Source organism: Telluria sp. ZB4P37 (genome assembly GCF_059685855.1).
Genome location: NZ_JCASID010000003.1, coordinates 39,139 through 57,275 on the forward strand (window position 1 = coordinate 39,139; position 18,137 = coordinate 57,275).

Below are 18,137 nucleotides of genomic sequence, written 5' to 3' on the forward strand. Positions count from 1 at the left end.
AGGCTGCCTGTGCGCAGGCAGCCGCTTTTATAGGGACGCTTTCATGGCGTTCAAGAATGCGGTGTTTTCTTCAGGCGTGCTGACCGTGACGCGAATGCAGTTGGCCAACAGCTTGTCCATTCTACTCAAATTTTTGATCAGCACCTTCGCGGCGCGCAGTTCTGAACAGGTCTTGTCCGCATCGGGCACGCGCAGCGCGATGAAATTCGCGGCAGACGGGAATACTTCGACTCCCGGCAGCGCCGCCAGTTCGGCGCTCAAGCGGGTACGTTCGTCATTGAGCAAGCCGGCTTGTGCGTCGAGCACGTCCAGGTGGTCGAGTGCGAACTCGGCCGCAACCTGGGTCAGCACGTTCACGTTATAGGGCGGGCGCACTTTCTCGAACTGCTCCAGCAGCTTGGGGTCGCTAGAGAGGTAGCCCAGGCGGATGCCGGCCAGGCCCAGCTTGGACAGGGTGCGCATCACGACCAGGTTCGGGAAATCCGGCAGGCGCCCCATGAAGCTTTTGCGCGCGAAAGGCTGGTACGCCTCGTCCACCACGGCGATGCCGGTCTCGCCCAGGGCGCGGATAATGGCCACCATGTCGTCGGCATCGAACAGGTTGCCGGTCGGGTTGTTTGGGTAGGCCAGGAAGACCAGTGAGGGCCGGTGCTGCTCGATGGCGGCCAGCATGGCCTGCAGGTCCAGCGAAAAGTCGGCTTTCACGGGAACGCCGACGAAATCGGCGCCGGCGAACTGGGCCGAGCGCGAGAACATCACGAAAGCCGGGGTCGGCGCCATGATGACCGCCTTGCGGTCCTGGCGTGCAACCACCATGGCCATGATCGAGATCAGCTCGTCCGAGCCGTTGCCCAGCAAGACGTCGTACCCGGCCGGCACGCCCAGGCTGGCGCAGATCTTCGCCTTGAGGCTTGAGTACGAGGCCACGGGATAGCGGTTCAGCGCGGCGTCCGCCAGGCGCTGGCCGAGTTCCGCGCGCAACTCCGCGGGCAGCTCGTAGGGGTTTTCCATTGCGTCGAGCTTGATGTAGCCGCTCGCATCCGGCACCTGGTAGCCGCCGGTGGCGCGCACGTCTTCGCGGATGGTGTTCTCGATCAGCTTGTCGATCGGGGTCAGGCTCGATGTCATGCGGTTTCCTCGTCGGCGAGCGCACTCTTGGCGGCGCTCCTGCGTTTTTTGGCGGCCTTGCCCGCGACCGGCACTTCGGGCGCGGCCAGGCGCTCCCGGATGATGTCGCAATAGGCCGGGTTCAGTTCGAAGCCGGTGAAATGGCGCCCGGCCTGGCGCGCGGCGATCGCGGTGGTGCCGCTGCCCATGAAGGGATCCAGCACCACGCCCCCGGCCGGGCAGGAAGCCTTCACCATGCGTTCGATGATCTCGACCGGCTTCTGGGTCGGGTGGTCGGCGCGCTCCGGGTGCTCGCGGTGCAGGCGCGACACGCTCCACACGTCCTTCGGGTTGTAGCCGACTTCGAGCCATTTGGCGCCGATGAAGATCGAGCGCGAGCGCGCCTTCTTGGTCTCGGCATCATATGGAATGCGCACGGCATCCAGGTCGAAGTAATAGTCCTTGCGGTTCACGAAGAAGCCGATGGTGTCGTGGACCGACGAAAAACTGCGCACGCTGCCGCCCATCGAGGGCACGCGGCGGTCCCAGATGATTTCGTTCATCATGGTCATGCGCCGCTTCAGCAGTACGAAGATCTCTGGAGCATAGCGCCAGGTGAGAAAAATATACAGGCTGCCGTTGGGTTTGAGCTTGGGAAGGACGGCGTCGATCCACCGCTCGGTCCAGGCCAGGTAGGCCTCGACGCTTTGCTGGTCGGAGGCGTTGCCGTAGTCCTTGCCGAGGTTGTAGGGCGGGTCGGTCAGGATCAGGTCGATGGAAGCATCGGGGATGCGCCCCATGCCCTCAAGCGCATCCTCGCAGAATACCTGGTCGACCCAGCCGCTCATGATGTGATTCGCAACTCTGCGCTGCGGGCGTGCGCCGGCAGGCCCTCGCCATAGGCGAGTGTAGCCGCGACCTTGCCGAGCGTCTGGGCGCCCGCTTCGCTGACCTGGATGATCGACGAGCGCTTCTGGAAGTCGTACACGCCCAGCGGCGAGGAGAAGCGCGCGGTGCGCGACGTCGGCAGCACGTGGTTCGGGCCGCAGCAATAGTCGCCCAGCGATTCGGACGAGAAGCGGCCCAGGAACATGGCGCCCGCATGGCGGATCTGGTCGGCCCATTTCAATGGGTCTTCGGCCGAGATTTCCAGGTGCTCGGCGGCGATGGCGTTGGCGATCTCGCAGGCCTCTTCCATGTCGCGCACCTTCACCAGCGCCCCACGGTCGGTGAGCGAAGTGGCGATGGTCTCGGCCCGGGGCATGGTCGGCAGCAGCTTGTGGATGCTCGCTTCCACCTGCGCGATGTAGTCCGCATCGGGGCACAGCAGGATGGCCTGGGCCAGCTCATCGTGCTCAGCCTGCGAGAACAAATCCATCGCGACCCAGTCCGGGTCGGTGGTGCCGTCGCACAGCACCAGGATCTCGGACGGGCCGGCGATCATGTCGATGCCGACGGTGCCGAACACGCGGCGCTTGGCCGCGGCTACATAAGCGTTGCCCGGGCCGACGATCTTGTCCACTGCGGGAATGGTTTCGGTGCCGTAGGCGAGTGCGCCGACGGCCTGTGCGCCGCCGATGGTGATCACGCGGGTGACGCCGGCAATCGCGGCGGCAGCCAGGACCATCTGGTTCTTCACGCCATCGGGAGTCGGCACCACCATGACGATTTCCTGCACGCCCGCCACCTTGGCGGGAATGGCGTTCATCAGCACCGAGGAGGGATAGGAGGCCTTGCCGCCCGGGACGTAGATGCCGACCCGGTCAAGAGGCGTGACGCGCTGGCCCAGCACGGTGCCATCGGGCTCCGTGAACGTAAAGCCGTTCAATTCCTGCTTCTGGCGTTCGTGAAAGACGCGGATGCGTTCGGCGGCCACTTGCAGCGCGGCGCGCTGGGCTTGCGGCAGTGCGGTCAGCGCTGCGTCCAGCTCGGCCTGCCCAATGTCGAAGGCAGCCATCGAGGCTGCGCCGCCGTTCGGGATGCGGTCGAACCGGTTGGTGTATTCCAGCACGGCTGCATCGCCGCGCTTTTTCACGTCCGCAAGGATTTTCGCGACGCTTGATTCGATTGCGTCATCCGTCTCGGCTTCGAAAGCCAGCAGCGCATCGAGCGTCTTTTTAAAATCCAGCGTGGAAGAATCGAGCTTGCGGATCTGTACTGCCATGGGTCAGCCTTGTTGTTGTGAGGCGCGTTGGAACGCGTCCAGGATCGGTTGCAGGCGCTCGCGCTTGAGCTTGAGCGCGGCCTGGTTGACCACCAGGCGCGAGGAGATGTCCATGATTTTTTCGACTTCGACCAGGTTGTTGGCACGCAGGGTGCCGCCGGTCGAGACCACGTCGACGATGGCGTCGGACAGGCCGACCAGCGGGGCCAGCTCCATCGAGCCATACAGCTTGATCAGGTCGACGTGCACGCCCTTGCTGGCGAAGTGCTCGCGCGCGGTGTTGACGAACTTGGTCGCCACGCGCAGGCGCGCGCCCTGGCGCACCGCGGTTTCGTAGTCGAAGCCGGCATTGACGGCCACCGACATGCGGCAGCAGGCGATGCGCAGGTCGATTGGCTGGTACAGGCCTTCGCCGCCATGCTCGAGCAGCACGTCCTTGCCGGCCACGCCGAAGTCGGCAGCGCCATGCTGGACATAGGTCGGCACGTCGCTTGCGCGCACGATCAGCACGCGCACGCCGGGGTCGTTGGTCGGCAGGATCAGCTTGCGCGAGGTTTCCGGATCTTCAAGCACGGTGATCCCCGCCGCCGCCAGCAGCGGCAGGGTGTCCTCGAAGATGCGGCCCTTGGAGAGCGCCAGGATCAGGCCCGGCTCTCCGCTTTTGCTCATGGTTGTCATGCGGTTCGCTTTACTTGGCTTCCTTGATGCGCACGATATCCGCGCCCACCGCCGACAGCTTCACTTCCATGCGGTCGTAGCCGCGGTCGAGGTGATAGATGCGGTCGATCAGGGTCGTGCCCTGGGCGGCCATGCCGGCGATGACGAGCGAGGCCGAGGCGCGCAGGTCGGTCGCCATCACGGGCGCGCCTATCAGACGGTCGACGCCCTTGATGAAGGCGGTGTTGCCTTCGGTGGAGATCTGCGCGCCGAGGCGGTTCATCTCCTGCACGTGCATGAAGCGGTTTTCAAAAATGGTCTCCGTGACCTTGCTCGAACCGGCAGCGATGGTGTTCACGGCCATGAACTGCGCCTGCATGTCGGTCGGGAAGCCCGGGTATTCGGTGGTGCGGAAGGACACGGGATTCGGGCGCGCATCCATGCGCGCGCGGATGGTGTCGCCCTGCACGGTCAGCTGCAGGCCGATGTCGCGCAGCTTGTCGAGCGCCACGTCGAAGGTGTCGGTGCGGGTATTGCGCAGCAGGATGTCGCCGCCGGTGGCCGCCACCGCGCACAGGAAAGTCGCCGCTTCGATGCGGTCCGAGATCACCGCGTGCTGCGCGCCATGGAGGGCTTCGACGCCCTGGATCACCAGGCGGTCGGTGCCGATGCCCTCGATCTTCGCGCCCATGGCCACCAGCAGGATGGCCAGGTCGGTCACTTCCGGCTCGCGCGCGGCGTTTTCGAGCACGGTCTCGCCTTCGGCCAGGGTCGCGGCCATCAGCAGGTTCTCGGTGCCGGTGACGGTGATCATGTCGGTGTGGATGCGCGCGCCTTTCAGCTTGCCATTCGTCCTGGCATGGATGTAGCCGCCCTCGATCGTGATCTCGGCGCCCATCTGGCGCAGGCCCTTGATGTGCTGGTCGACCGGGCGCGAGCCGATCGCGCAGCCGCCCGGCAGCGAGACCTTGGCTTCGCCGAAGCGCGCCAGCAGGGGACCCAGCACCAGGATCGAGGCGCGCATGGTCTTCACCAGCTCGTAGGGCGCTTCGAGCGACGTGATGCTGGCGCCGTTGAGCGTGACGCGCTCGTCGTCCTGGGTCACTTTCAGCCCGGTCTGCTCGAGCAGTTTCAGGATGGTGCGCACGTCGTGCAGGCGCGGCACGTTCGACAGTTCGAGGTCGCCCGCGGTGAGCAGGCCCGCGCACAGGATGGGCAGGGCCGCATTCTTGGCGCCCGACACCGAAATATCACCATTCAGGCGTTTGCCGCCGACGATCTGCAGTTTGTCCATGATTAGCCTTGGTACTCTTCAGGGGTGAGGGTTTTCATCGACAGCGCATGGATTTCTTCGCGCATGCGGTCGCCGAGCACGGCGTACACCAGCTGGTGGCGCTGGATCGGGCGCTTGCCGGCAAAGGCCGACGACACGATCACGGCCGTGAAATGCTGGCCGTCGCCTTCGACTTCCAGGTGGGTGCAATCGAGGCCATTGCTGATGTAGCTGTGGATCAGTTCGGGTGTAGTCGACACGGTAACTCCAGTAAATTCTTGATGGCTAGTGGCGAAGCTTGTAGCCACGCTTGAGCATATTGACCGCAATGGCCGCCAGCACCGCAAAGAACACCGACACGATGGCCAGGCTGATCCAGGGCGAGACGTCGGACTTGCCGAAGAATCCATAGCGGAACCCGTCAATCATATAAAAGAACGGGTTGAAATGCGAGACTGCCAGCCAGAATGGCGGCAGTTTTTGGATGGAATAGAACACGCCGGCCAGGAAGGTGGCCGGCATGATCAGGAAGTTCTGGAACGCGGCCAGCTGGTCGAACTTTTCGGCCCAGATACCGGCGATGACGCCCATCGTGCCCAGGATTGCGGCGCCAAGGAAGGCGAACATGATAATCCATAGCGGCGCGACGAAACTCAGGTGCGCGAACCAGGCGGTGATGACGAACACGCCGGCGCCCACCACGACCCCGCGCAGCACCGCTGCCAGCACGTACGCCGACAGGATCTCGGCATGCGACAACGGCGGCAGCAGGATGAAGACCAGGTTGCCGGTGAGTTTCGACTGGATCAGCGACGAGGAAGAGTTGGCAAACGCATTCTGCAGCACGCTCATCATTACCAGGCCCGGGATCAGGAAGGCGGTGTAGCTGACCCCATCGAGCATTTCGACGCGGCCGTCCAGCACATGGCCGAAGATCAGCAGGTAGAGCATGGCCGTGACGATCGGCGCGGCCACGGTCTGGGTCGCGACCTTCCAGAAGCGCAGCGATTCCTTGTAAAACAGGGTGCGGAAACCCACGGAGAACAGATTCATTGCGGGCCTTCCGGCTGCTTGTCGCTTACCACCTGCAGGAAGATGTCTTCCAGGTCGGCCTGCTCCAGCTGCATGTCGTCGACGACCGCGCCGCTCGTGCGGATGCGCGCCAGGATCGGCTCGACTTCGTTCACGTGGTTCACGCGCAGGGTGTACTTGTTTCCGTTGTTATGCTCGTCATGCGAGACCAGGTGGCGCAGGTCCTGCGGCAGGTCGCCGCTACTCAAGTGCACCACCAGCTGCGAGCCGGACACGCGGCGCAGCAGCGCCGACATGGTGTCCAGCGCCACCACCTGCCCCAGCTTGAGCATGGCCACGCGCTGGCACATGGCCTGCGCTTCTTCCAGGTAGTGGGTGGTCAGCACGACGGTATGGCCTTCGCGGTTCAGGCGGGAGATGAACTTCCACAGCGTCTGGCGCAGCTCGACGTCCACGCCGGCGGTGGGTTCGTCCAGCACGATCACCTGCGGCTTGTGCACCAGGGCCTGGGCCACCAGCACGCGCCGCTTCATGCCGCCGGACAGGGCGCGCATGTTGACCTCGGCCTTGTTGGTCAGGTCGAGGTTGTGCATTACTTCGTCGATCCAGGCGTCGTTGTTCTTGATGCCGTAATAGCCCGACTGCAGGCGCAGGGTTTCGCGCACCGTGAAGAAGGGATCGAACACCAGTTCCTGCGGCACCACGCCCAGACGCTTGCGCGCTTCGCGAAAATCCGTGACGACATCGTGCCCATGGATCTTGACGCTGCCCACGTCGGGACGGATCAGCCCCGCAATGGTGGAAATCAGGGTGGTCTTGCCAGCGCCGTTCGGGCCAAGAAGGCCGAAGAATTCGCCTTCCTCGATCGCCAGGGAAACGCCCTTCAGGGCCTTGAATCCCTTGTAGCTTTTCTCGACGCTGTTAATCTGGATCGCTGTCATTCGTGTGGGGGATGGCGCGAGCGCGCCGGACCATGCGGGGAAACGACCCATTATAGGGGAAATTGCAAATACTAGAGGTCGGTGGGATTTTTACGCCGGCCAGGACGGCACGGCGCGATACGACGGAGCGCGTTGGGTGGACGGGGACCGCCCACCCAAGGGATTACGACTGCGGCAGCAGCTGGTCCACGCCATACAGCGCGGCCAGCTTCTGCACGTTCTCGGGAACGTTAATGAAGGTAAGACGCTGCCCGGCCTTGCTGGCCAGGCGCTGCCAGGCCAGCAGCACCGCCACGCCCGACGAATCGGCCGCGCTGACGCCGCCGAGGTCGAACTGGGTCTCGCCGGCCGTGATCGCGGCGCAGCCCTGCTCCAGCGCGCCGCGGGCGCTCTCGAAGGTCAGGGCATCGAGCGAAAGCATGGGATTTGCTTCGGCCATTACTTCAGGGCTTTCAGCGGCTTGGAAGCCAGCTGCTGGTTTTGCTCGGCCAATTGCTTGATCAGGCCATCGATGCCGCCTTTGCTGATCCTGTTCTTGAAAGTGCTCTTGTAGGTCTCGACCAGCCAGGCGCCCAGCATGTTGATGTCATAGATTTTCCAGCCCTGTGGGCCCTTGGCCAGGCGGTAGTTCAGCGTGATCGGCTCGCCGCGGGCGACGTTCACCTGCGAACGCACCTCGACATCGGTGGCGCCGGCTTCGGCACGCATCGGCTTGAATTCGACGGTCTCGTTCTTGATCTGCGAGAGCGCGCCCGAATAGGTGTAGACCAGCAAGGTCTGGAATTCATGTGTCAGCCGCTTCTGCTGTTCCGGGGTGGCCTGGAGCCAGAAGTGGCCAGCCGCGTCCTTGGTCATCTTTTCCGCGTCCACGTGCGGCAGGATCTTGGAGTTCACGAGTTCCATGATCTTGGCGCGGTTGCCGCCCTGGAGGTCCTTGTCGGCCTTGACGGTCTCGATGACGTCCGCGCTGATGCGCTTGACCAGAGCGTCCGGCGCTTCGGCGGCGATGGCGCTGGTGGCGAATGCGAAGGTGGCGGTTGCTGCTGCGATCAGTTGAATGACTGGTTTCATGTGTCGGTTTCCTTGTTGTTGGGCGGCGCGCCGTACAGCTGTGCGGCGCGGCAATACCCCGTTAACTCGTCTTACTGCTTATCGGATGACACCGGTTGTGTAACCACTTGTGACTTCGGCGCCACTGGCGCGTCGGTCGCGGCGGCGTTGCCCGGGACGGCGCCGGCTACCGGGGCACCTGCTGCGGGAGCGCGGGCGGCGTCGGCCGCCGGATCTTCCTGGCGCGGCACGTTGCCATCGTATACCTGGCTCTGGCGGCGCTGCATGTAACCGTCGCGGAGGAATTCGTAACGGTCGAGGGCAGCGTCTTCCATCAGATTGGAGGCGTCCAGCAAAGTAGCACGCTTGTCGACGATGTTCACGGCCTTGCCGACATTGCGCCAGTTCGCTGGGTACTTGTACGACCAGATGTCGCCCGCCATATCGGCCGGCAATGCTGCGGTGTCACGGATCGTAGATGGGCCCAACAGCGGCAACATCAAGTAGGGTCCGCTTGGAACACCCCAGGTACCGAGGGTCTGGCCGAAATCTTCGTTGTGCTTTGGAATGCCGGCTTCCGACGCGATGTCGAGCAGGCCTACGATCCCGAAGGTGGAATTGAACGCGAAACGGGTAATGTCGCCCATGCCGGCCTGGCCTTTACCTTGCAGCAGGTTATTCACCCCGCTCCAGGCGTCGGACAGATTGCCGAAGAAATTGTTCACGCCCGTTTGCACGAAGCTTGGCGTCTTTTTGTAGACGGTGGCAGTCGGCTTCAGCACGGTGCGGTCGACCGCATCGTTGAAGGTGAAGACGGCGCGGTTGTACTTCTCGAGCGGGTCCTGCGGATTCTGCGGCGTAGCGCAGCCGGTCAGCATCAGGCCAGCGGCGATTGCCGCAGCCAGGCGCATGTGGCCGGGGGTGAAGACTGGAACGTATTTCATTCAGAACCTTCCTTTCCTTCAGCGGCCTTGCTATAGATAAATTGATTGATCAAGTCTTCCAGCACCGTTGCCGATTGGGTACGGTTGATGCGGTCGCCATTGACCAGGCTATTGGTATCGCCACCCGGTTCGATGCCGATGTACTGCTCGCCCAGCAGGCCAGCAGTCAAGATCTTCAACGAGCTGTCTTTAGGGAATTTATAGCCTGGCTCCATATCGAGGCGCACGAGCGCCTGGTAGGTCTTGTCGTCGAAGGTGATCTCACCCACGCGGCCGACCACCACGCCGGCGCTTTTCACCGGTGCCTGCGGCTTGAGGCCGCCGATATTGTCGAACTTGCCGGTCACGGCATAGGTCTTGCTGAACGAAAGCGTGCTCATGTTTCCGACCTTGAGGGCCAGGAACAGGAGGGAGATCAAGCCCAGCAGGACAAACAGGCCAACCCAGACGTCGATAGTTTTGCGGTGCATACGAATACCCTAATGGAACTTGATTACTTTGATTACTTATTGAACATCAAGGCGGTCAGGATGAAGTCCAGGCCCCAGACCATCAGCGACGCGATGACGACGGTGCGCGTGGTAGCGCGCGACACGTCCTCCGGGGTCGGCTTGGTCTGGTAACCCTGGAACAGCGCGGTAAAGGTGACCGCCACGCCGAAGATAAAGCTTTTGATAACACCGTTCAGTACGTCAGCGCGCACATCCACGCCGGCCTGCATCTGCGACCAGAACGCGCCCTCGTCCACGCCGATCAGCTGGACGCCGACCAGGTAGCCACCGAACACGCCCACCGCCGAGAACACGGTGGCCAGGATCGGCATGGCAATGACGCCGCCCCAGAAGCGCGGGGCCAGCACGCGCTGGACCGGGTTAATGGCCATCATTTCCATGGCAGACAATTGCTCGCCAGCCTTCATCAGGCCAATCTGCGCGGTCAGCGAGGTGCCGGCGCGGCCGGCGAACAGCAGCGCCGTCACGACCGGGCCGAGCTCGCGCACCAGCGCCAGCGCCACTACCTGGCCCAGCGCCTGCTCGGCGCCATAGGCCTGGAGTGTGTAATAGCCCTGCAGGCCCAGCACCATGCCGACGAACAGCCCGGAGACGATGATGATCACCAGCGAATGATTGCCGATGAAGTGGACCTGCTCGGAAATGAGGGCCGGACGCCGGAAGGCGCCGGGCGAGACGCCCAGCAGGTTGAAGAAGGCACGGGTGGCGAAGCCGACGCTGGCGATGGACTCGCGCACGGTGCGGCCGATGGATTCCAGGACGCCGCTGATCATTTGCGCACTCCCAGGCCCAGGTCGTCGGCCAGCGACTTGCCGGGATAGTGGAAGGGCACGGGCCCGTCCGGTGCGGCATTCACGAATTGCTGGACATAAGGATCTTCCGAGACGCGCAGGTCGGCCGGCGTGCCTTCGGCAACGATCTTGCCGGCGGACATGAAGTACACGTAGTCGGCGATCGCGAAGCACTCGTGCACGTCGTGCGAGACCAAAATCGAGGTCGAGCCGAGCGCATCGTTCAGGTTGCGGATCAGGTTGGCGGTGACGCCCATCGAGATCGGATCCAGGCCGGCGAAGGGCTCGTCGTACATGATCAGTTCCGGGTCGAGCGCGATGGCGCGGGCCACGGCGACGCGGCGCGCCATGCCGCCGGAAATCTCGGCCGGCTTGAGGCGGTGCGCATTGCGCAGCCCCACGGCGTTGAGTTTCATGAGCACCAGGTCGCGAATCAGTTCTTCCGGCAGGTTAGTGTGCTCGCGCAGCGGGAAGGCGACGTTGTCGAAGACCGAGAGGTCGGTAAACAGCGCGCCGAACTGGAACAGCATGCCCATGCGGCGGCGCAGGCGGTACAGGCCGTCGGTGTCGAGCTTATGCACGGCCTCGCCGCCCACGCGCACTTCGCCGCGCTGCGGGCGGATCTGGCCGCCGATCAGGCGCAGGACCGTGGTCTTGCCGCAGCCGGAACCGCCCATGACGGCCACGAGCTTACCGCGTGGGAAGTCCATGCGGAGGTTCGACAGGACGGAACGCTCCCCGTAGGCAAAGTGCAGATCACGGATTTCGACTAGGTTCGACACAGCGTGTTTGGTATTGGGGTAATCCGTTATTGTAGTGCAGAAACCTCAAGCCTCGCTTGAGGCGCCCCATTTCGGGCCGCCGTCTCGACGTTCCCCTACAACAAAAATAACTGATGAGTCAGATATTTTTTCTTGTAAGCTATTGTTTTTGCTGAGATATGCATATTTGACAATGCTACAATTTGTTGAATTAGATCAACAAATGCTTCTGAGCAACCAGCGGCCAGGCAAGCACTTGCACATCGCAAAGCAGCGCGGATGATGCGCTGCAATAAGGTCTAGCGTAGAGATAATTGTCAGAACATGGTGGTGTGCCCACGCACATAGGGGCTCCCGGCGCCTGGTCAAGCCCGGAATGTGTTGGATCGTTTCCACAGCCTTGTGCAGTGGAAACGGAAAAGGCGGCCGAGACCGCCTTGTATCGCCGCTCGGAACTCAGCGCGGCAGTACCGAGCTGCCCATCAGGAATGCATCGACAGCGCGCGCGCACTGGCGCCCTTCACGGATCGCCCACACCACCAGCGACTGGCCACGCCGCATGTCGCCTGCTGCAAACACCTTGGCGCTGGAGGTCTGGTAGGCGCGATCACCCTCGGTGGCGGCGCGCGCATTGCCGCGCGCATCCTTGGGCACCCCGAACGCATCCAGCACGTTCTGCACCGGCGACACGAAACCCATCGCCAGCAGCACCAGGTCGGCCTTGAGCTCGAATTCGGAATCGGGCACTTCGCTCATCTTCCCGTCCTTCCACTCGACGCGGCAAGCGATCAGGCGCTCTACCTTGCCGCCCTTGCCTTCCAGGCGCTTGGTCGCGACCGCCCAGTCGCGCTGGCAGCCTTCCTCGTGCGAGGACGAGGTGCGCAGGCGCGTCGGCCAGTAGGGCCAGACCAGGGGCTTGTTTTCGTGCTCGGGCGGCTGCGGCAGCAGTTCGAACTGGGTGACCGACGCGGCGCCATGGCGGTTCGAGGTGCCGACGCAGTCCGAGCCGGTGTCGCCGCCGCCGATCACGACCACGTGCTTGGCGGTGGCCTTGAGCTGGTCCTTGACCTTGTCGCCGGCATTGACGCGGTTCTGCTGCGGCAGGAAGTCCATCGCGAAGTGCACGCCTTTGAGTTCGCGGCCCGGCACCGGCAGATCGCGCGGCTGCTCGGCACCGCCGGCCAGGACCACGGCATCGAATTCCTTCTCCAGGTCTTCAGGGAAGATGGTGTCGCGCGCCATGTTGCTGACCGTGGCCGGGAAATCCTTGCCGATCAGGACACCGGTGCGGAACACCACACCCTCGGCCTGCATCTGCTCGATCCTGCGGTCGATCAGGTCCTTCTCCATCTTGAAGTCCGGGATCCCGTAGCGCAGCAGGCCGCCGAGGCGATCGCTCTTCTCGAATACCGTCACATCGTGGCCGACGCGCGCCAGCTGCTGGGCCGCGGCCAGGCCGGCCGGGCCGGAACCGACCACGGCGACCTTCTTGCCGGTCCGGGTAGCGGAGGGCTGCGGCACGATCCAGCCATGCTCCCAGCCGGCGTCGGCGATCTTGCGCTCGATCGACTTGATGCCGACCGGCTCGTCGTTGATGCCGAGCGTGCAGGCCGACTCGCACGGCGCCGGGCAGATGCGGCCGGTCACTTCCGGGAAGTTGTTGGTCGAATGGAGGTTCTCGACGGCCGCTCGGTAATTGCCGTGGTAGACCAGGTCGTTCCAGTCCGGGATCTGGTTGTTGACCGGGCAGCCCGTGTTACAGAAAGGGATGCCGCAATCCATGCAGCGCGCGCCCTGCACCTTGGCCTGGCCATCGGTCAGGGTCAGCACGAATTCCTTGTAGTTCCTGACGCGTTCCACAGGCTCGAGGTGGCCCTCTTCCTGCCGTTCGAATTCCATGAAGCCGGTGATTTTACCCACGTTGTTTCCTCTTTATTGTCATTGGTGCCAACCAACACCACTGGTCATCCCCGCGAAGGCGGGGACCAAGTTCCGCGTGAACGAACGTTACGCATCGAGCCTTAGGTTCCCGCCTGCGCGGAATGACGTTGTTTAAGTGTGCCGGTTAAGCAGCCATCTCGATCTTGTCGTTCGCCTCTTCCATGCTCGAGTTGTGCATCTCCTCGAGTGCGCGCTTGTACTCGGTCGGGAAGACCTTGACGAACCTGGTGCGGCTGTTGCCCCAGTCGTCGAGCAGGTTGCGCGCGCGGGTCGAGCCCGTGTGCTTGAAGTGGCGTTCGATCAGGCGGCGCAGGATGGTTTCGTCCGACTCGCGCTCGCCCTCGCGGGTCTGGCTGTGCCAGCCGGCGCGGTCGCCCTGCTGGCGCGTCGGCAGCACCGGCTCCAGGTTCACCATCGCGGTGTTGCAGCGGCCCTCGAACTCGCCCTTCGGGTCGTACACAAAAGCGACGCCGCCCGACATGCCGGCTGCGAAGTTGCGGCCGGTCTCGCCCAGCACCACGACGGTCCCGCCGGTCATGTACTCGCAACCGTGGTCGCCGCAGCCCTCGACCACTGCCACGGCGCCCGAGTTACGCACCGCGAAGCGTTCGCCGGCCACGCCGTTGAAGAAGGCTTCACCGGAAATCGCGCCATACAGCACGGTATTCCCGACGATGATGTTGTCCACCGCCCAGCCGCGGAACTCGGTGTTCGGCCGCACGATGATGCGTCCGCCCGACAGGCCCTTGCCGACGTAGTCGTTGCCTTCACCGACCAGGTCCATCGTGATGCCGCCGGCCAGGAAGGCCGCGGCCGACTGGCCCGCCGTGCCCTGCAGCTGGATGTGGATGGTGTCGTCCGGCAGGCCGGCATGGCCGTAGCGCTTGGCCACTTCGCCCGACAGCATTGCGCCCACCGTGCGGTTGACGTTCTTCACCGGCGAGATGAACGAGACCCGCTCGCCTTTTTCCAGCGCGGCCTTGGCCTGGGCGATCAGCTTGTGGTCCAGCGCCTTTTCCAGGCCGTGGTCCTGCTCGTCGGTGTGGAATAGCGCACGCGGCGAATCGGCCTTCGGCTGGTAGAAGATGTTCGAGAAGTCCAGCCCCTGCGCCTTCCAGTGGCCGACCGCCTTCGATTTGTCGAGCAGGTCGGCGCGGCCGATCAATTCGTCGTAGGTGCGGATGCCCAGCTGCGCCATGATCTGGCGCGCTTCTTCGGCAACGAAGAAGAAGTAGTTCACCACGTGCTCGGGCTTACCCTGGAATTTCGCGCGCAGCAGGGGGTCTTGCGTGGCCACGCCCACCGGACAGGTGTTCAGGTGGCATTTACGCATCATGATGCAGCCTTCGACCACCAGCGGCGCGGTGGCGAAACCGATTTCGTCGGCGCCCAGCATGGCGGCGACCACGACGTCGCGGCCGGTGCGCATCTGGCCGTCGGCCTGCACGCGGATACGGCTGCGCAGGCCGTTGAGCACCAGCGTCTGCTGGGTTTCGGCCAGGCCCAGCTCCCAAGGCGTGCCGGCATGCTTGACCGAAGACAGCGGCGACGCGCCCGTGCCGCCGTCGTGGCCGGCCACCACCACGTGGTCGGCCTTGGCCTTGGAGACGCCCGCGGCGACGGTGCCGATGCCCACTTCCGACACCAGCTTGACCGATATCGAGGCTTGCGGGTTCGCGTTCTTCAGGTCGTGGATCAGCTGCGCCAGGTCTTCGATCGAATAGATGTCGTGGTGCGGCGGCGGCGAGATCAGGCCCACACCCGGCACCGAGAAGCGCAGGGACGCGATGTACTCGGACACCTTGTGGCCCGGCAGCTGGCCGCCCTCGCCCGGCTTGGCGCCTTGCGCCATCTTGATCTGGATCTGGTCGGCCGAGTTCAGGTATTCGGCGGTGACGCCGAAGCGCCCCGATGCCACCTGCTTGATCTTCGAGCGCAGCGAGTCGCCGTCTTCGAGCGGGATGTCGGCCGCGACGCGGTCTGAACCCAGTATCGACGCCAGGGTTTCGCCCTTGCTGATCTTGATGCCCTTGAATTCATTGATGTAGCGGCGCGGGTCTTCGCCGCCTTCGCCGGTATTGCTCTTCCCGCCGATACGGTTCATGGCAATCGCCAGCGTGGCGTGGGCTTCGGTACTGATCGAGCCGAGCGACATCGCGCCGGTGGCGAAGCGCTTGACGATTTCCTTGGCCGGCTCGACTTCTTCCAGTGGAATCGCCTTGGACGGATCGATCTTGAACTCGAACAGGCCGCGCAGGGTCAGGTGGCGGCGCGTCTGGTCGTTGATCAGCTGCGCGTATTCCTTGTAGGTGCTGAAGCTGTTGGCGCGGGTCGAGTGCTGCAGCTTGGCGATGGCGTCCGGCGTCCACAGATGATCTTCGCCGCGCACGCGGAAGGCGTATTCGCCGCCGGCGTCCAGCGCATTGGCAAGCACCGGGTCGGCGCCGAAGGCCAGCGTGTGCAGGCGCAGCGCTTCCTCGGCCACTTCGAACAGGCCGATGCCTTCCACCGTGGACGAGGTGCCGCGGAAGTATTTGTCGACCAGCGACTTGTTCAGGCCCACGGCTTCGAAGATCTGCGCGCCGCAATACGACATGTAGGTGGAGATGCCCATCTTCGACATCACCTTGAGCAGACCTTTGCCGATCGCTTTCGTGTAGTTGGTGATCGCCTTGTCGACGTCCATCTCGTGCGGCAGGTTGTGTGCCAGCTCGGCCAGCGTCTCAAGCGCCAGGTAAGGGTGCACGGCTTCCGCGCCGTAGCCGGCCAGCAGCGCGAAGTGGTGGGTTTCGCGCGCCGAACCGGTTTCGACCACCAGGCCGGTGGAGGCGCGCAGGCCGCGCCCGACCAGGTGCTGGTGGATGGTCGAGGTGGCGAGCAGCGCGGGAATCGCGACCTGTTCTTCGGAAAGGTTACGGTCCGAGACGATCAGGATGTTGTGGCCCGATTTCACCGCATCCACCGCTTCCGCGCACAGCGAGGCCAGGCAGGCTTCGATTCCCTCGTTGCCCCAGGCGACGGGATAGCAGATGTCCAGCTCATACGACTTGAACTTGCCGCCCGTATGCAGGCTGATCGAACGCAGGCGCGCCATGTCGTCGAAACCCAGCACCGGCTGCGAGACTTCCAGGCGCATCGGCGGGTTGACGTTGTTGGTGTCGAGCAGGTTGGGCTTGGGACCGATGAAGGACACCAGCGACATCACCATGCTCTCGCGGATCGGGTCGATCGGCGGGTTGGTGACCTGCGCGAACAGCTGCTTGAAGTAGTTATACAGCGGCTTGAGCTTGTTCGACATCACGGCGAGCGGCGAGTCGTTGCCCATCGAGCCGGTGGCTTCTTCGCCCAGCACGGCCATCGGCGCCATCAGGAATTTCAGGTCTTCCTGGGTATAGCCGAAGGCTTGCTGGCGGTCCAGCAGCGGGATCGCGGTCTTCTCGCCTTGCGCGGACGTATCCTTGGCGCGGTGCTGGGCCAGCTGGCTTTCCGACAGCTTGATTTCATTGAGCTTGATGCGCACCGACTTGATCCAGGCTTTATAGGGCTTGGCGTTCGAATAGGTGTCCTTCAGTTCCTTGTCGTCGATGATGCGGCCGGCTTCCAGGTCGATCAGGAACATCTTGCCCGGCTGGAGGCGCCATTTCTTGACGATGCGCGATTCCGGGATCGGCAGCACGCCGGATTCGGAGGCCATCACCACCAGGTCGTCCTCGGTGATGACATAGCGCGCCGGACGCAGGCCGTTACGGTCCAGGGTGCCGCCGATGTGGCGGCCGTCGGTGAAGGCCATCGCGGCCGGGCCGTCCCACGGCTCCATCATCGCCGCGTGGTATTCGTAGAAGGCACGGCGGTTGTCGTCCATCGCCGTGTGGTTTTCCCAGGCTTCCGGGATCATCATCATCATCGCCTGGGCGATCGGGTAGCCGGCCATGACCAGCAGCTCAAGCGCATTGTCGAAGCAGGCGGTGTCGGACTGGCCTTCGTAGATCAGGGGGAAAAGCTTGCCCAGGTCTTCGCCCAGCACGGCGGACTTGAGCATGCCTTCGCGGGCGCGGGTCCAATTGAAGTTGCCCTTGACCGTGTTGATCTCGCCGTTGTGGGCGATCAGGCGGTAGGGGTGGGCCAGCGGCCATTCCGGGAAGGTGTTGGTCGAGAAGCGTTGGTGCACCAGCGCCAGGGCGGAAATGCAGCGCGGGTCCTGCAGGTCGCGGTAATACACGCCCACCTGGTCGGCCAGCAGCAGACCTTTGTAGACGATGGTGCGGGCCGACATCGAGGGCACGAAGAACTCCTTGCCGTGCAGGAGTTTCAAGGCCTGGATCGCGTGGCCGGAGGATTTGCGGATCACGTAGAGCTTACGTTCGAGTGCATCGGTGACCATGATGTCCGGGCCGCGGCCGATGAAGATCTGGCGGATGACGGGCTCTTTCGCTTTCACGAACGGCGACATCGGCATGGTCTCGTCGACCGGCACGTTGCGCCAGCCGAGGACGACCTGGCCTTCGATGCGCACGGCGCGTTCGATTTCCTGCTCACAGGCGATGCGCGAGGCATGCTCTTTCGGCAGGAAGACCATGCCGACGCCGTATTCGCCGACCGGCGGGAGCTCGACGCCCTGCCTGGCCATCTCGTCGCGGAAGTACTGGTCGGGAATCTGGATCAGGATACCGGCGCCATCGCCCATCAGCGCATCGGCCCCGACGGCACCGCGGTGGTCCAGGTTCTTCAGGATCAGCAAACCTTGCTCGATGATCGAGTGGGACTTGTTGCCCTTGATATGGGCAATGAAGCCAACACCGCAGGCATCATGCTCATTGGCGGGATCGTACAAACCTTGGGCAATCATGAGGCAATCTCCACAACATTTTTAGGGGGTTGAAATCGAGAATAGTGCAATGCAGCAGAATCGGCAACCATATTAATTAGGGTCAGAGTCGAATTGTTTGACAACTTTTCGAAGAATG

General features: G+C 63.5%; 16 protein-coding genes. All 16 read right to left on the reverse strand.

All coding sequences use genetic code 11. From position 1 onward, the window contains the following. Positions 1–27: 27 nt before the first annotated feature. Positions 28–1,128 carry a histidinol-phosphate transaminase gene (gene hisC, locus AC56K1_RS07480; protein ID WP_497157220.1) on the reverse strand — a complete coding sequence of 367 codons (1,101 nt, stop codon included), beginning with the start codon at positions 1,126–1,128 and terminating at the stop codon, positions 28–30. Continuing rightward, the gene (locus tag AC56K1_RS07485; RefSeq protein WP_497157221.1) at positions 1,125–1,955 is read right to left on the reverse strand and encodes a DNA-methyltransferase; all 831 of its coding nucleotides are present in this window, start codon (positions 1,953–1,955) and stop codon (positions 1,125–1,127) included. The genes hisC and AC56K1_RS07485 overlap by 4 nt, the downstream gene beginning before the upstream one ends. Then, on the reverse strand, positions 1,952–3,271 hold the full coding sequence (gene hisD, locus AC56K1_RS07490; protein WP_497157222.1) for a histidinol dehydrogenase: 1,320 nt from the start codon (positions 3,269–3,271) through the stop codon (positions 1,952–1,954). The genes AC56K1_RS07485 and hisD overlap by 4 nt, the downstream gene beginning before the upstream one ends. Before the next feature lie 3 nt (positions 3,272–3,274). Beyond that, on the reverse strand, positions 3,275–3,940 hold the full coding sequence (hisG, locus tag AC56K1_RS07495; protein WP_497157223.1) for an ATP phosphoribosyltransferase: 666 nt from the start codon (positions 3,938–3,940) through the stop codon (positions 3,275–3,277). A gap of 19 nt (positions 3,941–3,959) precedes the next feature. Beyond that, positions 3,960–5,222: a UDP-N-acetylglucosamine 1-carboxyvinyltransferase gene (gene murA / locus AC56K1_RS07500; RefSeq protein ID WP_497157224.1), complete on the reverse strand. Its 1,263-nt coding sequence runs from the start codon at positions 5,220–5,222 to the stop codon at positions 3,960–3,962. Positions 5,223–5,224: 2 nt separating this feature from the next. Next, positions 5,225–5,461, reverse strand: a complete 237-nt coding sequence (locus AC56K1_RS07505; RefSeq protein WP_497129239.1) for a BolA family protein — start codon at positions 5,459–5,461, stop codon at positions 5,225–5,227. 25 nt (positions 5,462–5,486) lie between these two features. Next, positions 5,487–6,254 carry an ABC transporter permease gene (locus tag AC56K1_RS07510; RefSeq protein ID WP_497157225.1) on the reverse strand — a complete coding sequence of 256 codons (768 nt, stop codon included), beginning with the start codon at positions 6,252–6,254 and terminating at the stop codon, positions 5,487–5,489. Continuing rightward, a complete protein-coding gene (locus AC56K1_RS07515) occupies positions 6,251–7,174 on the reverse strand; it encodes an ABC transporter ATP-binding protein (protein ID WP_497157226.1) in 924 nt (307 codons plus the stop codon). The genes AC56K1_RS07510 and AC56K1_RS07515 overlap by 4 nt, the downstream gene beginning before the upstream one ends. Positions 7,175–7,337: 163 nt before the next feature. Continuing rightward, complete coding sequence (locus AC56K1_RS07520) at positions 7,338–7,595, reverse strand: STAS domain-containing protein (protein WP_497157227.1); 258 nt, start codon at positions 7,593–7,595, stop codon at positions 7,338–7,340. Between the two features lie 17 nt (positions 7,596–7,612). Further along, a complete protein-coding gene (locus tag AC56K1_RS07525) occupies positions 7,613–8,245 on the reverse strand; it encodes an MlaC/ttg2D family ABC transporter substrate-binding protein (RefSeq protein WP_497157228.1) in 633 nt (210 codons plus the stop codon). A gap of 71 nt (positions 8,246–8,316) precedes the next feature. Further along, positions 8,317–9,168: an MlaA family lipoprotein gene (locus tag AC56K1_RS07530; protein WP_497157229.1), complete on the reverse strand. Its 852-nt coding sequence runs from the start codon at positions 9,166–9,168 to the stop codon at positions 8,317–8,319. Continuing rightward, positions 9,165–9,638, reverse strand: coding sequence for an outer membrane lipid asymmetry maintenance protein MlaD (gene mlaD, locus AC56K1_RS07535; RefSeq protein ID WP_497157230.1), 474 nt, complete (start codon positions 9,636–9,638; stop codon positions 9,165–9,167). The genes AC56K1_RS07530 and mlaD overlap by 4 nt, the downstream gene beginning before the upstream one ends. A 32-nt stretch (positions 9,639–9,670) precedes the next feature. Next, entirely contained in the window at positions 9,671–10,453 is a 783-nt protein-coding gene (gene mlaE / locus AC56K1_RS07540) for a lipid asymmetry maintenance ABC transporter permease subunit MlaE (protein ID WP_497157231.1), read from the reverse strand. Further along, the gene (locus AC56K1_RS07545; protein ID WP_497157232.1) at positions 10,450–11,253 is read right to left on the reverse strand and encodes an ABC transporter ATP-binding protein; all 804 of its coding nucleotides are present in this window, start codon (positions 11,251–11,253) and stop codon (positions 10,450–10,452) included. Before AC56K1_RS07545 ends, mlaE begins: the two co-directional genes overlap by 4 nt. Positions 11,254–11,688: 435 nt before the next feature. After that, a complete protein-coding gene (locus AC56K1_RS07550) occupies positions 11,689–13,152 on the reverse strand; it encodes a glutamate synthase subunit beta (RefSeq protein WP_497157233.1) in 1,464 nt (487 codons plus the stop codon). A gap of 145 nt (positions 13,153–13,297) precedes the next feature. Then, a complete protein-coding gene (locus AC56K1_RS07555) occupies positions 13,298–18,019 on the reverse strand; it encodes a glutamate synthase-related protein (RefSeq protein ID WP_497157234.1) in 4,722 nt (1,573 codons plus the stop codon). Between the last annotated feature and the right edge of the window lie 118 nt (positions 18,020–18,137).

Coding starts and splice junctions, on each gene's coding strand:
- AC56K1_RS07555 (WP_497157234.1), bottom strand. CDS start 18,019: ATGATTGCCCAAGGTTTGTACGATCCCGCCAATGAGCATGATGCCTGC.
- AC56K1_RS07485 (WP_497157221.1), bottom strand. CDS start 1,955: ATGAGCGGCTGGGTCGACCAGGTATTCTGCGAGGATGCGCTTGAGGGC.
- hisC (WP_497157220.1), bottom strand. CDS start 1,128: ATGACATCGAGCCTGACCCCGATCGACAAGCTGATCGAGAACACCATC.
- AC56K1_RS07530 (WP_497157229.1), bottom strand. CDS start 9,168: ATGAAATACGTTCCAGTCTTCACCCCCGGCCACATGCGCCTGGCTGCG.
- AC56K1_RS07520 (WP_497157227.1), bottom strand. CDS start 7,595: ATGCTTTCGCTCGATGCCCTGACCTTCGAGAGCGCCCGCGGCGCGCTG.
- AC56K1_RS07525 (WP_497157228.1), bottom strand. CDS start 8,245: ATGAAACCAGTCATTCAACTGATCGCAGCAGCAACCGCCACCTTCGCA.
- AC56K1_RS07510 (WP_497157225.1), bottom strand. CDS start 6,254: ATGAATCTGTTCTCCGTGGGTTTCCGCACCCTGTTTTACAAGGAATCG.
- mlaE (WP_497157231.1), bottom strand. CDS start 10,453: ATGATCAGCGGCGTCCTGGAATCCATCGGCCGCACCGTGCGCGAGTCC.
- AC56K1_RS07515 (WP_497157226.1), bottom strand. CDS start 7,174: ATGACAGCGATCCAGATTAACAGCGTCGAGAAAAGCTACAAGGGATTC.
- murA (WP_497157224.1), bottom strand. CDS start 5,222: ATGGACAAACTGCAGATCGTCGGCGGCAAACGCCTGAATGGTGATATT.
- hisD (WP_497157222.1), bottom strand. CDS start 3,271: ATGGCAGTACAGATCCGCAAGCTCGATTCTTCCACGCTGGATTTTAAA.
- mlaD (WP_497157230.1), bottom strand. CDS start 9,638: ATGCACCGCAAAACTATCGACGTCTGGGTTGGCCTGTTTGTCCTGCTG.
- hisG (WP_497157223.1), bottom strand. CDS start 3,940: ATGAGCAAAAGCGGAGAGCCGGGCCTGATCCTGGCGCTCTCCAAGGGC.